Consider the following 15,153-nt stretch of genomic DNA (forward strand, 5'->3'; position numbering starts at 1 on the left):
GGAGAGCCCATGTCCTCGCTCAAGAACTCCTTCACCACCCTGCTCGACACCGTCGTGCAGTTCCTGCCCAAGCTGGTCGGGTTCCTGCTGATCCTGGTGATCGGCTACTTCATCGCGAAGGCGCTGCAGAAGATCATCAGCAAGGTCCTGGAGAAGGTCGGCTTCGACCACGCCGTCGAGCGCGGCGGCGTCAAGAAGGCCCTCGCCACCTCCCAGTACGACGCCTCCGACATCCTCGCGAAGATCGTCTTCTACGCCGTGATGCTCTTCGTGCTCTCGACCGCGTTCGGGGTCTTCGGCCAGAACCCGATCAGCACCTACCTCGCCGCGATCATCGGCTACCTGCCCAAGGTCTTCGTCGCGATCCTCATCCTGGTCATCGCCTCCGCGGTCGCCGCCGGGGTCAAGCTGCTGGTCCAGAACACCCTCGGCGGCCTGTCCTACGGCAAGGTCCTCGCGAACGTGGCCTCCACCGTCATCCTGGCGCTGGGCGTCATCGCCGCGCTGAACCAGCTGCAGATCGCCCAGAACGTCGTCAACGCCGTCCTCTACGCCTCGCTGGCCGCGGTCGTCGGCATCGCCGTCGTCGCGGTCGGCGGCGGTGGCATCGCCCCGATGCGCCAGCGCTGGGAGACCACGCTGGCCAAGGTCGAGGCCGAGGCGCCCAACGCCAAGCGCGAGGCGCAGCACAGCGGTTCGCCCGCGGACGCCGTCCGCGACGAGGCGCAGCGCTACACGAGCTGACCCACGGCGGCGGGGCGTGCCGGCACCGTCCGGCACGCCCCACCGGCCCTCCCCCACCCGACCGGAGTCCCCATGACCAGCGCACCCCGCACCCCCGAGCCCGGCACGCTGGTCCTCACCGCCCAGCAGCTGTCGACCACCACCGAGGCGGTGCCGGTGCGCCGGGCCGTGCTGCGCGTGGAGACCACGACCGAGCAGGTCATGGTGCCGGTGACCCTGACCCGCCAGCGGGCCCGCCTGCACTACGTCGACGTCGACCCGGCCGCCGCCGTCCCGGTCCCGGCCGAGCAGCTGCTGGACGGGGCGACCGGCGGATGGCTGGTGCTCACCGCCGACGAACCGGTCGTCACCACCCGGGCCGTACCCGTCGAACGGGTCCGCCTGGTCACCTCCTGGGTCACCGGCAGCCAGGACGTCGAGGCCGCCCTCGCCCACGACGAGCTCGCCGAGGTCATCACGTCCAGCACCCTCGCGGCGGGACCGACCGCCTGACCCGACGGTTGGTCCGACCGGTGGCGGGGAATCCCTGCCGTCGCCCGGGCGTCACACGTGTGGATGCCGGCACGACGGTGGCGGCGACGGGGACCGGGAGCAGGTGCACAGGTGACGGACACGGACGACGGACGCACGGGGCCGGTCGAGCAGGGACCGGCCGGACCGGCGCCGGAGGGACGGGCGCAGCCGGACTCCGCGATGGGCGCACGGGACGTCGGCGCCACCGTGAGCGGCGGGATCACCGCCCCCGACCACCCCGACGACCCGGACCTCCCCGAGAACCGGGACCGGCGCCCGGCGCAGGACCCGCCGGGCGTGCAGCCCCTGGGGCCGCGTGAGCCGCTCAGCCGGGACCGCATCGTCTCCGCCGCCGTCGACTACGTGGACACCCACGGGCTGCCCGCGCTGACCATGCGCCGGCTGGGTGCCCGCCTCGGCGTCGAGGCCATGGCCCTGTACCGGTACGTCCCCAGCCGGGACGACCTCCTGGACGCCGTCGTCGGCCGGGTCGTCGACGAGCTGTTCGACGACGCCGAGGTCCACCTGAGCCCCGTCCACGGGTGGCAGGACTACCTGCAGCGCCTGGCCCACGGCGTGCGCCGCAGCGCCCTGGCCCACCCCGCCCTGTTCCCCCTGGTGGCCACCCGCCCGCCGGCAGCGCCCTGGGTGCGGCCGCCGCTGCGCAGCCTGCGGTGGATCGACTCGTTCCTGACCGCGCTGCGCAGCCACGGGTTCACCGACGAGCAGACCGTCGTCGCCTACCGGGCCTACACCAGCTTCCTGCTGGGCCACCTGCTCCTCGAGGTGGCCCAGCGCGGGGTGGCCATCAACGCCCTCGACGACCCGGACGGCGCGCCGGACGCCGACCCGGACGCCCTGGTCGCCGAGCACCGGTCCATCGCCGACCTCCAGCACCTGCTGGCCCTGGACGAGACCGTCACGGAGTTCGAGGAGTCCCTCGAGAGCCTGATCGAGCGGCTGGGCGCCATGGTCGAGGACGACGCCACCCACCTGTGAGCTGACCCACCCGGCAATCGCTCCCGTCCTCACTCAATCGTTAAAGTGGGATCGGGTCGCACCGGGCGACCGCCGAGGAGGTCGATCCAGTGCCCGGTGATGGTGCCCCCTCCGCGGACGGCAGCCCGGTCCTCGCCCCGGCCGCCGGCCGCCGTGACCTGCACGCCCGCGCCCACCGCGGTCGGGGCGGCCGGCCCCGCGACCACGGAGCCACCGCACGGGTCATCGCGGCGACCCAGGACCTCCTGGCCGACCGCCGGGCAGCCATCACCGTCGACGCCATCGCGACGCGGGCCGGGGTCGGCAAGGCCACCATCTACCGGCGCTGGTCCACGGCGTCCGACCTGATCGCGGACGCCGTGCTGGCCGTCGACCCCCTGCCCGACCCGCCGAGCCCCACCGACGACGGCCGCACCCAGCTGACGTCCCTGCTGCAGCGGCTGACCGAGCCGCTCCACCTCGCCGAGCTGACCGCCGCGGCGGCCCTGGCCCACTCCGCCCGCGACCCGCAGCTGCGGGAGGCCGCGGAGCGGACCGTGCTGGTCCCGCTGCGCGAGCGGGTCCGGGCCGCCTGCCGGGCCGGGGACACCGCCGACGAGTCGGCCGTCGGCACCGTCGTCTCCCTGGTCGAGGGCCTGTGGGTCCGCCGGTTCCTGCTCTGCGCACCGCCGCTGGCGAGCGACGAGGTGCGCGCCGTCGTCGACGACGTCCTGCTCGCGGTCGCGCCCCGGTGCGCGGTGCACCGGCGCTGAGACCTCCGCCGCGTCCACACCGCTGACCCGGTGTTCCGCACGGCGGCGGCCACGCCGCAGAACCTGGTCGGTCAGGTGCTCCCCCGGGCGACGACCCGCGCCGTGTCCACCGCGATGCGGTCGGGCAGCGGCGATCCCGCGTCGGCGACCGCCTCGTGGATGATCGCGGCGAACCGGCCGATGAGGTCCCCGAGGTCGGCCCGGACGGTGGACAGCGCCGGCCGGACGAGGGTGCAGACCGGGAAGTCGTAGGCCCCCACCACCGCGAGCCGGTCGGGGACGGCGACGCCGAGCCGGTCGGCGGAGGAGACCACGAGAGCGGCGACGTCGTCGTCCATGGTGGCCACGGCGGTCACGGCGGGTTCGTCCCGCAACCAGACGCCCAACGCCTGCTCGGCCGCGCCGGGGTCCGCCGGGAGGTCCAGGACCGGGATGTGCGTCTGGCCCGCCACCGCCATCACCTCGAGCAGCGCCGCGGCGCGGCCCTGATCGGTGGCGGAGGGGAAGTCGCGCGCCCACCGGACCAGCCCGATGCGCTCGTGGCCGCGGGAGCGGAGGTGCTGCGCCTGCGCGGCCCCGAACTCCCCGGCCCCGAACCTGATCTCCCAGGCGCGCGGAGCACCGGCCCCGGCCGTGCCCACCACGACTCGGACCCCCGCCGCCTGCAGCGCGGTGACCGTGTCGTCGTCCAGGCCGGTGAGGGCGACCACCCCCACCGGGTCGATGGTGCGGAGCAGCTCCCGCAGGCGGACCGGGTCCAGGGGCGCCGGGTGCAGCACCAGGGACAGCCCCAGCTCGGAGAGCGACCGCGACAGCTTGAGCATCAGGTCGCTGAACGTCGCGCTGTAGCCGGTGTCCGGCACGAGGCCCACGACGACGTCCGACCGGCCGACGCGCAGGGACCGCGCGGCGGCGTTGGGCTGGTACCCCAGCCGGGCCGCCGCCTCCCGGACCCGCGTCCGGGTGCTCTCCGGGATGGACTGGCCGGGCGTGTCGTTGAGCACGTAGCTGACCGTGGCCGGGGAGACACCGGCCGCCGCGGCCACCTCGGAGCCGGTCACCCGGGAGCGACGCCGAGGTGGTGGGGTCACGCACGCACTCTGGCACAAGCGGGGGCCCCGGGCCGGGCTCCCGCGGCGACCGACGGTGGTCGCCGGGCAGGCATGCCCGGCGGACACCCTCGTCCGAGCGGAGGGCGAGGGATTCGAACCCTCGAGGAGCGTGAACCCCTAGCGGTTTTCAAGACCGCCGCCATCGGCCACTAGGCGAGCCCTCCTGGCCGACCGAGGGTAGCCCGCGCGCCCGCGGCCCCCGGTGATCACGGACCTGCGCCGGCGACACACCGTCCCCGGGTGTCCTGGGGCCCGTGATCGTCGACGGGTGTGCGCCGGCTGGACAGATCGGCGACACCCGGGTGGGTTGTGCTGGGCGCATGCGCGTCGCCCTCGTGTCCGAGACGTTCACCCCGGCGGTCAACGGCGTCGTCACCTCCGTGCTGCGGGCCGCCGACCACCTCGCCCTGCGCGGCCACGAACCGGTGGTCGTCGCCCCGTCCGGCGCGGACTACGAGACGCGGTGCGGCGCCGTCGTCCCCGTGCACGCCGTGCGGTCGGTCCGGCTGCCCCGCTACCGGGAGCTCCCGCTGGCCGCGCCCACCGGCGAGGTGGGCGAGCTGCTGGACCGCCTGCGCCCGGACGTCGTCCACCTGGCCTCGCCCGCGATGCTGGGCGGGACGGCGGCCCGGGCCGCCCAGCAGCGCGGCATCCCGGCGGTCGCCGTGTTCCAGACCGATCTCGCCGCCTACGCCGGCCGGTACCGGGTGCCCGGTGGCTCGGCGACGACGTGGCGGTGGTTGCGCACGCTGCACGACCGGACGGCGCTGACCCTGGTGCCCTCGACGTCGACGATGGCCCAGCTGCGGCGGCACGGGATCGGTCCGCTCGCGCTGTGGGCCCGCGGGGTGGACCTCGAGCAGTTCCACCCGGGCCGGTCCTCGGCGGCGGTGCGGGCCCGGTTGAGCCCGGGCGGCGAGCTGATCGTCGGCACCGTGGCCCGGCTGGCGGTGGAGAAGCGGCTGCACCTGCTGGGCCCGCTGTCCGAGCTGCCGGGCGTGCGGCTGGTGGTGGTCGGCGACGGTCCGCAGCGGAAGGCCCTGCAGCGGGCCCTGCCCCGGGCGGTGTTCACCGGACGGGTGGTGGGCGAGGAGCTCGGCGACCTGGTCTCGTCGCTGGACCTGCTGGTGCACCCGGGCGCCGACGAGACGTTCTGCCAGGCGGTGCAGGAATCTCTGGCGGCCGGCGTACCGGCGCTGGTCGCGGCGTCGGGCGGGCCGCTGGACCTGGTGCGGCACGGGGAGAACGGCTGGCTGTGGGCCGGCGACGACCCCCACGTGCTCGCGGCGCAGGTGGAGGGCCTGCGCGACGACCGGCTGGCACTGCGGGCGGCAGCCGCACGCGCCCGGGCGTCCGTGGCGCACCGCACCTGGGGCCGGCTGGGCGACGAGCTGGTCGGCCACTACGACCGGGTCCTGGGCCGCAGCGCCGTCCACCCCCTGGCCGCCTGACCGCCGTCCCCCGCACCGGGGATCCACGCTCGCGCCGTCGAGAGTGCAGATGCAGCACGCCGACACGCCGGGTCAGGGCGTGTCGGCGTGCCGCTTCCCCATGATCAACACGGCGAGCGTGGTCAGAGCGGGCGGATGACCCCCAGGACGTGGTCCTGGCCGCTCTTCTGGTTCCTGACCGCGAGGTCCCACCCGCTGTCCCGGGCCCCCGTCGACAGGGTCGCCGTCGAGGGCAGGAACAGCGGCTTCCTGAAGGCGACGTCGACCCGGTACGCCGCGGGCAGTCGGCCGCTGAGCGCCGCCAGGGCCCGGGCCTTCACCCACATGCCGTGCGCGATGGCCCGCTTGAACCCGAACGCCTTGGCGGTCAGGCCCGACAGGTGGATCGGGTTCACGTCGCCGCTGACCTTCGCGTACCGCCGACCGGCGTCGTCGGGCACCCGCCACACCGCCGCCTGCGCGACGTCCCCGATCTCCAGCTCCAGGTCGGTCGGCTCGCCCTCGGGCGCCTTCGCCCCCCGGGCCAGGTAGGTCGACCGCCCGCGCCACACCTCGTCACCTCGCGAGCGCATCGACGCGACCAGGTCGACCGTGGCACCGGACCGGTGCGGTCTCAGGTCCGCGGCCCAGACCTCGAGGTCGAGCTTCTCGGAGATCCCGATCGGCCGGACGACGTCCACCCGGTTGCGCACGTGCACCAGCCCGGGCAGGGCCAGCGGGAACGCGCGGTCAGCCATCAGGGCGACCTGCAGCGGGAAGGTCAGCACGTGCGGGAACGTCGGCGGCAGGGTGTCGCCGAACCGGAACCGGCAGACCTCGGCGTAGTCGGCCACCTGCGCCGGGTCGACCTGGACGGCGACCCGGGCCAGGTGCGTGTCGGGCAGCGACCCGCGCCGGCCGCGCGCGGTGAGCGCGGCCTTGGCGAACAGCTGCGCCATCGACGGCGGCGACGACAGGACGACGGGCGTGCCCATCAGGCGCCCAGCAGGTTCTGGCCGCACACGCGCAGCACCTGGCCGTTGACCCCGGCGCTGGCCGGCTGGGCCAGCCACGCGATGGCCTCGGCGACGTCCACGGGCAGGCCGCCCTGCTGCAGCGAGTTCAGCCGGGCGCCCACCTCGCGGGTGCCGAAGGGCATCTTCGCGGTCATCTCGGTGACGATGAAGCCGGGCGCCACCGCGTTGATCGTCGCCCCGCGCGAGGCGAACTCCGGCGCCCACGCGCGCACCATGCCGATCACGCCGGCCTTGGACGCCGAGTAGTTGGTCTGCCCGCGGTTGCCGGCGATCCCGGACTGCGAGCTGACCGCCACCACCCGGGCGCCGGGCTCGAGCGCGCCGTCGGCCTCGAGGAGCGCCTGGGTGATGTCCAGCTGGGCCTGCAGGTTCACCGCGAGCACCGAGTTCCAGCGCGCGGCGTCCATGTTGACCAGCAGCTTGTCGCGGGTGATGCCGGCGTTGTGCACGACCACATCGGCGCCGCCGTGCCGCTCGCGCAGGTGCTCGACCAGCCTCTGCGCGGCGTCGGGGGCGGTGATGTCCAGCTGCAGCGCCGTCCCGCCGACCCGGTTGGCGACCTGGGCCAGCGACTGGCCGGCGGCCGGGATGTCGACGGCGACCACGTGGGCGCCGTCCCGGCCGAGCACCTCGGCGATCGAGGCACCGATGCCGCGGGCCGCACCGGTGACGACGGCGACCGTGCCGGCCAGCGGAGTGGTCCCGCCGTCCCCGCTGGGCACGTCGGCGGCGGAGAGCGTGACCGTCTGGCCGTCGACGTAGGCCGACCGGCCGGACAGGAAGAACCGCAGCGGACCGGGCACCGACGCCTCGGCGCCGGTCGGCACGTAGACCAGGTTCGCGGTCGCGCCGGCCCGCAGCTCCTTGGCCAGCGAGCGGACCAGGCCGTCGAGGGCCTGCCGGGCCGCGGCCAGCGCCGGGGACGGCGCGTCGCCGGGTACCTCGCCCAGGACGACGACCCGCCCGTTGGTGCCCAGCCGCTTCACCGCGGGGGCCAGGAAGTCGTGCGCGGAGGCCAGGTCGGCCGGGGTGGTCAGGCCGGTGGCGTCGAGGACGACGGCCGCCACCTTCGGGCCCTTGCCCCCGTCGGCGGTGACCGGCGACAGCACGGTGACGCCGTCCTCCTCGAGCACCGACTCGATCTCGGCGCGCAGTCGGCCGTCGCCGGCCGACCCGACGAGCGCCGGGCCGTCCAGCAGCGGTTGGCCGGGGCTGTAGCGGCGCAGCACGGCCGGCCGGGGCAGGCCGAACTGCTTGACCAGGGTGGTGCCGACGCCGGAGTTGGCGAAGTCGCGGTACCAGTCGCTCATGGTGTCTCCGTTCGGGGGGATCCCAGAAACCGCGGTTCCTGGGGAAGGGGAGGGGGTCAGGACTCGAGGATCGCGACGACGCCCTGGCCGCCGGCGGCGCAGATGGAGATCAGCCCGCGCTTGCCGGGGCCGAGGTCGTGCAGCTGCTTGGCCAGCGAGGCGACGATCCGGCCGCCGGTGGCGGCGAAGGGGTGCCCGGCGGCCAGCGACGAGCCGTTGACATTGAGCTTCGCGCGGTCGATCGAGCCCAAGGGGGCGTCCAGGCCCAGCTTCTCCTTGCAGAACGCCGGGTCCTCCCAGGCCTTCATGGTCGACAGCACGGTGGAGGCGAAGGCCTCGTGGATCTCGTACAGGTCGAAGTCCTGCAGGGTCAGGTCGTTGCGGGCCAGCATCACGGGCATCGCGTAGGCCGGGGCCATGAGCAGGCCCTCGCCGCCGTGCACGTAGTCCACCGCCGCGGTCTGCGCGTCGACCAGGTGCGCCAGCACCGGCAGGCTGTGCTGCGCGGCCCACTCGTCGCTGGCCAGCAGGACGGCGGAGGCGCCGTCGGTGAGCGGGGTGGAGTTCGCCGCCGTCATGGTGGCGCCCTCACCCTTGCCGAACACCGGCTTGAGCGTCGCGAGCTTCTCCACCGAGGAGTCGGCGCGCAGGTTGTCGTCGCGGGTCAGGCCCAGGAACGGGGTTACCAGGTCGTCGAAGAAGCCGCGGTCGTAGGCGGCGGCCAGGTTGTGGTGACTGGCGACGGCGAGCTCGTCCTGCGACTCACGGCTGACCTCCCACACCTTCGCGGTCTGCGCGGCGTGCTCGCCCATCGACAGCCCGGTGCGCGGCTCGACGTTGCGCGGCTGGTCGGGCACCAGCTGGCCGGGGCGGATCTTGCCGAGCAGCTTGAGCCGGTCGGGCAGGGTCTTGGCGTTGTTCAGCGCGATGAGCACGTGCCGCAGGTCGTCGTTGACCGCGAGCGGGGCGTCGGACGTGGTGTCGGTGCCGCCGGCGATGCCGGACTCGATCTGGCCCAGCGCGATCTTGTTCGCCACCAGGACGGCGGCCTCCAGCCCGGTGCCGCAGGCCTGCTGCACGTCGTAGGCCGGCGTGGTCGGCGAGAGCTGGGAGCCCAGCACCGCCTCGCGGGTCAGGTTGAAGTCGCGGGCGTGCTTGAGGACGGCGCCGGCCACCACCTCGCCGACCTGCTCGCCGGCCAGGCCGTAGCGGGCCACGAGGCCGTCGATGGTCGCGGTGAGCATGTCCTGGTTGCTGGCCCGGGCGTACTTCTTGTTCGAGCGGGCGAACGGGATGCGGTTCCCGCCGACGATCGCTGCCTTGCGGGTCATGGGGCCCTCCGAGGAGATCTGGGTGCCGTTGTCGGTACCGACGGTATCAGGTACCGTCGTTCACATGAAGTTGACGGCGGTGACATCCCCCATGACCCCGCCCACTCGTGCGGGCACCGTGCCCCAACGCCGTGACCGGCGCGACTCGAGGTGGGACGAGCACCGCCGCGCCCGCCGCGAGCAGCTGGTCGCGGCCACCGTCGCCGCGGTCGGCGAGCACGGCCCCGGCGTCGGCATGGAGGAGATCGCCGCGGCGGCGGGCACGAGCAAGACCGTCGTCTACCGGCACTTCGCCGACCGCGGCGAGCTGCACCTGGCCGTCTGCACCCAGGTCGCCGGGCAGCTGCTCGAGGCCCTGCGCACGGCGATGACCAGCACCGAGAAGCCGCGGCAGATGGTCGCCGCGGCCATCGACACCTACCTGGCCTTCATCGAGGCCGACCCCGAGCTGTACCGGTTCGTCGTCCACGCACCGGCCGGCGACCCCGGCGCCGACCCGATCGCCGGGCTGTCCGAGCTGGTCGGCGCGCAGGCCACGGCCCTGGTCGCCCTGGCCCTGGAGGGCGCCGGGCGCCCCACCGCCGCGGCCGAGCCGTGGGGGCACGGGCTCGTCGGCCTGGTCCGCTCGGCCGCCGACCGGTGGCTCAGCTCGCCGGAACCGATGCCGCGCGGTGAACTCACCGCCCACCTCACCGATCTCGCCTGGGCCGGACTGTCCGGCGTCGTCACCCGCACCACCAACGAGGAGACCCGATGACCAGCAACCAGCCACTGACCACCGTCGACCCGGCCCGCCTCACCGAGGTGCTCGACGGCCGCTGGGCCCAGGTCCGGCGCGATGCCCGCGAGCAGCTGGGCGAGGTGAAGTACGCCCCGGTGTACGGCGAGACCGGCGCCGAGGCCCGCGAGCGGATCACCGGCCTGCTCAAGGACCTCGCCGCCACCGGGCGCACCCGCCTGGGCTTCCCGAAGGCCTACGGCGGCGAGGAGGACTCCGGCGGCTCGGTCACCTCGATCGAGATGCTGGCCTTCGGCGACCTCTCGCTCATGGTCAAGGCCGGCGTGCAGTGGGGCCTGTTCGGCGGCGCCGTGCAGCTGCTGGGCAGCGAGCGGCACCACGCCGCCTACCTGGCCGACATCATCAGCGCCGACCTGCTCGGCTGCTTCGCGATGACCGAGACCGGCCACGGCTCCGACGTCCAGCAGCTGCGCACCACCTGCACCTACGACCCGGCCACGCAGACCTTCGACCTGCACACCCCGCACGAGTCCGCCCGCAAGGACTACATCGGCAACGCCGCGAAGGACGGCCGCATGGCCGTCGTGTTCGCCCAGCTGGTGACGAAGGGCGAGCGGCACGGCGTGCACGCCTGGCTGGTGCCGATCCGCGACGAGGCCGGGAACGTGCTGCCCGGCGTCACGGTCGGGGACGACGGCCCCAAGGCCGGTCTCAACGGCGTGGACAACGGCCGGCTGAGCTTCGACCACGTCAGCGTGCCGCGCGACATGCTGCTGGACCGCTACGGCCAGGTCGCCGAGGACGGCACCTACACGTCCTCCATCGAGAACGAGACCCGGCGCTTCTTCACCATGCTCGGCACCCTGGTGCGCGGGCGGGTCAGCGTGGGCGGCTCGGCCGGCTCGGCGACCAAGCTCGCCCTGCAGATCGCCACCCGCTACGGCGAGCAGCGCCGCCAGTTCGCCGCCCCCGGCGAGGACCGCGAGATCGTGATCAACGACTACCTGGTGCACCAGCGCAAGCTGCTGCCGGCGCTGGCCAAGAGCTACGCGCTGCACTTCGCCCAGGAGGAGCTCACCTCGACCATGCACGACGTGCAGGGCGCGGCGGACGTCGACGAGGCCGCGCAGCGCGAGCTCGAGTCGCGGGCCGCGGGGCTCAAGGCGGCCAACACCTGGCACGCCACCGCCACCATCCAGGTGGCCCGCGAGGCCTGCGGCGGTGCCGGCTACCTGGCCGAGAACCGGCTGCCGGCGCTCAAGGCCGACACCGACGTGTTCACCACCTTCGAGGGCGACAACACCGTCCTCCTGCAGCTGGTCGCCAAGGGCCTGCTCACCGGCTACCAGGACTCCTTCGGCTCGCTGGACAGCTGGGGCAAGGCGCAGTTCGTCGCCGACCTGGTCAAGGAGACGGTGCTCGAGCGCACGGCGGCCCGCGGCCTGATCGCCCGGCTCGTGGACGCCGTCCCCGGTCGGGACGAGGAGGTCTCGCTCCTGGACCGCGGCTGGCAGCTGAAGATGTTCGAGGACCGCGAGAAGCACACCCTCGAGGGGGCGGCCAACCGCCTCCGCAAGGGCGCCTCGAACAAGGAGAACCGCCTGTTCGACGTGTTCAACGACGTCCAGGACCACGTGCTGCGGACGGCGACCACGCACATCGACCGGGTCGTGCTGGAGGCCTTCGTCGCCGCCGTCGACCGCACCACCGACCCCGCCGCCAAGGCGCTGCTGGCCAAGCTGTGCGACCTGTACGCGCTGACCACCATCGAGGCCGACCGCGGCTGGTTCCTCGAGCACGGCCGGCTCACCCCGACCCGCTCGAAGGCGGTGACCAGCACGGTCAACTCGCTGCTCAAGGAGCTGCGGCCGCACCTGACCACGCTGGTCGACGGGTTCGCCATCCCCGACGCCTGGGTGCAGTCCCGCATCGTGTCGGAGGAGGGCCCCCGCCAGGAGGCCATGGCCGCCGAGGACGCCCGGGTGAAGGCCGCCCACGGCTCGGGCACCGCCGTCGACACCCCCGACGCCACGGCGGTCGACCTGGAGATGGCCCCCGCCCAGTAGAGGATGGGCGGCGTGGACACGCTGCACATCCCGGCCGTGGTGGACCTCGCGGCGATCGTGATCGGAGCCCTCACGGGCGGCCTGCTGGCCGCCCGTGAGGGCTTCGCCGTGTCGGGCGTGCTGCTGCTGGCGGTCTCCGGCGGGCTGGGCGGCGGGCTGATCCGCGACGTCCTCATGGGTGTGCCCGTGGTCGCCCTGACGAACCCGGCCTACCTGCCCACGGTGGCGATCACCGCCATGGTCACGTTCTTCTTCTCCGGCTGGCTGTCCCGCACCACCGCGCTGCTGGTCGGGCTGGATGCGCTCACCCTGGGCTTCTTCACCGTCATCGGGGCGCAGAAGGCGCAGCTGGCCGGGCTGCCGTCGGCCAGCGTCGTGTTCATCGGGGTGGCGACGGCGGTGGGCGGCGCGGTCATCCGCGACGTCCTGCTGGCCCAGCGGGCCGACATCATCCAGCCCGGGCCCTACAACGCGGTGGCCGCGCTGATCGGCGCCTCGCTGCTGGCCGTCCTGGCCGGGCCGCTGGACCTGCCGCTGCTCCCGGTGGCCGCGGCGACCATCGTGCTGGTGGCCGGCCTGCGGCTGCTGTCGGTGCTGCGCGGCTGGTCGGCGCCGGTCGCGATCGACCTGCCGCTGCGGGCCCGGGCCCGGTGGTCGGGCAGCCGTCGCCGACGGCGGTGACCCGCCCCACCCGCGGACTCACCCGGGAGAGGCATGCAGGCAGGCCCGCGACCGGCCGATGATGTGGCCACGGACCACCTGGGTCCGTCTCACAGGAGGGCTCCTCATGCCGCGGGGACCACGTCGCCGGCCTCATGCGCCGCCCGTCGGTGCGGTCGTCGCCGTCCTGGTCGTCCTGGTCGGCTGCCAGGTGGCCTCGGTGTCCACCCAGGCCGAGTTCTTCGACCGCTACGTCTCCAACGTCGTGCAGCTGGTCGCCGGACTCGCCGCGGCCGCCACCACCGCCGCGCGCGCCCGGTCCGCCACGGGCCGGCCCCGGTGGTCCTGGGGCTGCCTCTCCGCAGGCACGGCGGCCTGGTCGGCCGGCCAGGCCTGGTGGTGCTGGGTCCAGATCGTGCAGGGCGGGGAGGCCCCGTTCCCCTCCTTCGCCGACGTCGGGTTCGTCGCGTTCCCGCTGCTGGCCGGCGCCTCGCTGATGCTGCAGCCGACCTCCGACGGCTCGACCGCCCGCACCCGGCGCGCCCTCGACGCGGCCATGACCTCCGCCGCCGTGGGCCTGGTGAGCTGGGTGACCACCCTGGGCGCGGTCGTCGCCGCCAACACCGGCAACGACCCGCTGGTCGGGGCGCTGCTGGTCGGCTACCCGATGCTGGACGTGCTGGTCATCGTGCTCGGCACGCTCACCATCGCCCGCGCCACCACCGACCGGTTGCCGCAGGCGCTGGTCACCGTCGGCCTGATCGCGTTCAGCGTCTCGGACAGCGCCTTCGCCTACGTCGCGGCCGAGGGCGACTACGACGGCAACCTGCTCGACCTCGGGTGGATCGCCGGCTTCCTGCTCATCGCGCTCGCCGCCCTGTGCCCGGCCTCGGTCGCCGCTCCCGTGCAGGTCAGCGGTCAGCGCGCGGGTGAGGACACGAACCGGTCGGACCACCTGCTGTACGTGCCCGTCGCCGTCGCCTTCGCCGTCACGACCGTCCTGGCCTTCCGTGGCCGGCAGCTCGACGGGTGGGAGCTGCTCACCGCCGGGGTCGTCGTCGCCCTGCTGCTGGCCCGCCAGTACCTGGCGCTGCGGGACAACAGCCAGCTCGCGACCGAGCTGGCGACCCGCGAGTCCGAGCTGCGGCACCAGGCCTTCCACGACGGCCTCACCGGGCTGGCCAACCGCGCCCTGTTCCTCGACCGGCTGGACCACGCGCTGGCCCTGCACGCCCGGGACCTGCGCCCGGTGGCCGTGGTCTTCCTCGACCTCGACGACTTCAAGGTCGTGAACGACACCCTGGGCCACGCCGTCGGCGACGAGCTGCTCGTGCGGGTCGCCGAGCGGCTCACCGGTGCGGTGCGCACCGGGGACACCGTCGCCCGCCTCGGCGGCGACGAGTTCGCCGTCCTCCTCGAGGACGGCGGTGACCCCATGCCGATCGCGGCGAAGGTCTCGGCCGCCCTCGTGCCCCCGTTCACGCTGCGCGGGGACGTCGTCGAGGTGCACGCCAGCGTCGGCATCTGCGAGCTGGACGCCGACGACGCGCCGCTGGCCGCCGACGAGCTGCTGGCCCGCTCGGACACCGCCATGTACAGCGCCAAGCGCTCGGGCAAGGACCGGATCGTGGCCTACAGCCCCGGCATGAGCCTGGCCGAGCTGCAGGACGCCGCCCTCCGGGACGCCCTGCGCACCGCCATCGACGACCGTGTCGTCCGGTTGCACTACCAACCCATCGTCGAGCTCGAGACCGGCCGCGTCGCCGGCCTGGAGGCGCTGGCCCGCTGGCGGCACGAGGGCGTCGACGTCCCGCCGGACGTCTTCATCCCGCTCGCCGAGCGCAGCGGCCTGATGAAGGAGCTCACCGCCGACCTGCTCGCCGCGGCCTGCGCGCGCCTGGCGAGCTGGACCCGCGGGCGCCCCGACCCGCTGTCCGTGCACGTCAACGTGGCCCCCAGCCAGCTGATCGCCCCCGGCTTCGTGGACACCGTCGCCGGGCTGGTGGCCTCCCACCGGCTGCCCGCCGGGAGCCTGGTCCTGGAGATCACCGAGTCCGGCATCTTCGCCGACCTGGACGCCGCCCGGCGCACCGTGACCGAGCTGCGCGGGTTGGGCGTCGGGGTCTCCCTCGACGACTTCGGGGTGGGCTACTCCTCGCTGGCCCAGCTCAACGCCATGCCGCTGGACTCGGTGAAGATCGACCGGTCGTTCCTGGCCGGGGTGGACACCGACCGGCGGCAGGCCACCTTCCTGCACGCCGTGCTGCGGCTGGCCGAGGAGATCGGGCTGCCGGTCGTCGCCGAGGGCGTCGAGCGGCCCGCGCAGCTCACCCTGCTGCGCGCGCTGGGTTGCCGGCACGCGCAGGGCTACCTGCTGGGGCGTCCGGTGGACGCCGCCGAGATCCCCGCCCTGCTGGGCGGCATCGCCGTCCCCGCCTGAGCCACCCGTCCGGGGGACGC

Annotated in this window: 13 protein-coding genes and 1 tRNA gene; 9 read left to right on the forward strand and 5 right to left on the reverse strand. The window is 74.3% G+C overall.

Translation table 11 applies throughout. The annotated features are described in order from the left end of the window. Positions 1–9: 9 nt before the first annotated feature. The 4 genes from BLS67_RS14800 to BLS67_RS24495 all read left to right on the forward strand — a co-directional run bounded on the left by BLS67_RS14800 (position 10) and on the right by BLS67_RS24495 (position 3,008). On the forward strand, positions 10–744 hold the full coding sequence (locus BLS67_RS14800) for a mechanosensitive ion channel family protein (RefSeq protein ID WP_091246579.1): 735 nt from the start codon (positions 10–12) through the stop codon (positions 742–744). Between the two features lie 72 nt (positions 745–816). After that, positions 817–1,236, forward strand: a complete 420-nt coding sequence (locus BLS67_RS14805) for a DUF2382 domain-containing protein (protein WP_091246581.1) — start codon at positions 817–819, stop codon at positions 1,234–1,236. 111 nt (positions 1,237–1,347) lie between these two features. Next, on the forward strand, positions 1,348–2,256 hold the full coding sequence (locus BLS67_RS14810) for a TetR/AcrR family transcriptional regulator (protein ID WP_242654102.1): 909 nt from the start codon (positions 1,348–1,350) through the stop codon (positions 2,254–2,256). A gap of 89 nt (positions 2,257–2,345) precedes the next feature. Then, entirely contained in the window at positions 2,346–3,008 is a 663-nt protein-coding gene (locus tag BLS67_RS24495) for a TetR family transcriptional regulator (RefSeq protein ID WP_109504756.1), read from the forward strand. Positions 3,009–3,079: 71 nt separating this feature from the next. On the opposite strand, the gene BLS67_RS14820 is transcribed toward BLS67_RS24495, so the two are convergent. Both BLS67_RS14820 and BLS67_RS14825 read right to left on the reverse strand, forming a co-directional pair. Then, on the reverse strand, positions 3,080–4,099 hold the full coding sequence (locus BLS67_RS14820) for a LacI family DNA-binding transcriptional regulator (protein WP_165617605.1): 1,020 nt from the start codon (positions 4,097–4,099) through the stop codon (positions 3,080–3,082). 98 nt (positions 4,100–4,197) lie between these two features. Further along, a tRNA-Ser gene (locus BLS67_RS14825) sits at positions 4,198–4,284 on the reverse strand. Positions 4,285–4,440: 156 nt separating this feature from the next. On the opposite strand from BLS67_RS14825, the gene BLS67_RS14830 reads away from it, so the two are divergent. Beyond that, on the forward strand, positions 4,441–5,571 hold the full coding sequence (locus tag BLS67_RS14830) for a glycosyltransferase family 4 protein (protein ID WP_091246586.1): 1,131 nt from the start codon (positions 4,441–4,443) through the stop codon (positions 5,569–5,571). 122 nt (positions 5,572–5,693) lie between these two features. Here BLS67_RS14830 and BLS67_RS14835 read toward each other — a convergent pair whose 3' ends face one another. The 3 genes from BLS67_RS14835 to BLS67_RS14845 are packed head-to-tail and all read right to left on the reverse strand — an operon-like array spanning position 5,694 to position 9,228. Beyond that, positions 5,694–6,545, reverse strand: a complete 852-nt coding sequence (locus BLS67_RS14835) for a MaoC family dehydratase (protein WP_091246588.1) — start codon at positions 6,543–6,545, stop codon at positions 5,694–5,696. Beyond that, positions 6,545–7,897 carry a 3-oxoacyl-ACP reductase gene (locus BLS67_RS14840; RefSeq protein ID WP_091246589.1) on the reverse strand — a complete coding sequence of 451 codons (1,353 nt, stop codon included), beginning with the start codon at positions 7,895–7,897 and terminating at the stop codon, positions 6,545–6,547. The genes BLS67_RS14835 and BLS67_RS14840 overlap by 1 nt, the downstream gene beginning before the upstream one ends. Before the next feature lie 56 nt (positions 7,898–7,953). Next, positions 7,954–9,228, reverse strand: coding sequence for an acetyl-CoA C-acetyltransferase (locus tag BLS67_RS14845; RefSeq protein ID WP_091246592.1), 1,275 nt, complete (start codon positions 9,226–9,228; stop codon positions 7,954–7,956). A gap of 91 nt (positions 9,229–9,319) precedes the next feature. On the opposite strand from BLS67_RS14845, the gene BLS67_RS14850 reads away from it, so the two are divergent. The 4 genes from BLS67_RS14850 (at position 9,320) to BLS67_RS14865 (ending at position 15,133) form a co-directional block, all read left to right on the forward strand. Continuing rightward, positions 9,320–9,985, forward strand: coding sequence for a TetR family transcriptional regulator (locus BLS67_RS14850; RefSeq protein ID WP_091246594.1), 666 nt, complete (start codon positions 9,320–9,322; stop codon positions 9,983–9,985). Further along, positions 9,982–12,033: an acyl-CoA dehydrogenase family protein gene (locus tag BLS67_RS14855; protein ID WP_091246596.1), complete on the forward strand. Its 2,052-nt coding sequence runs from the start codon at positions 9,982–9,984 to the stop codon at positions 12,031–12,033. The genes BLS67_RS14850 and BLS67_RS14855 overlap by 4 nt, the downstream gene beginning before the upstream one ends. Positions 12,034–12,036: 3 nt before the next feature. Next, entirely contained in the window at positions 12,037–12,714 is a 678-nt protein-coding gene (locus BLS67_RS14860) for a trimeric intracellular cation channel family protein (RefSeq protein WP_091246598.1), read from the forward strand. Between the two features lie 106 nt (positions 12,715–12,820). After that, positions 12,821–15,133, forward strand: coding sequence for a putative bifunctional diguanylate cyclase/phosphodiesterase (locus tag BLS67_RS14865; protein ID WP_091246599.1), 2,313 nt, complete (start codon positions 12,821–12,823; stop codon positions 15,131–15,133). Positions 15,134–15,153 lie beyond the last annotated feature (20 nt).

Source organism: Klenkia soli, assembly GCF_900103975.1.
GTDB classification, from domain to species: Bacteria; Actinomycetota; Actinomycetes; order Mycobacteriales; family Geodermatophilaceae; genus Klenkia; species Klenkia soli.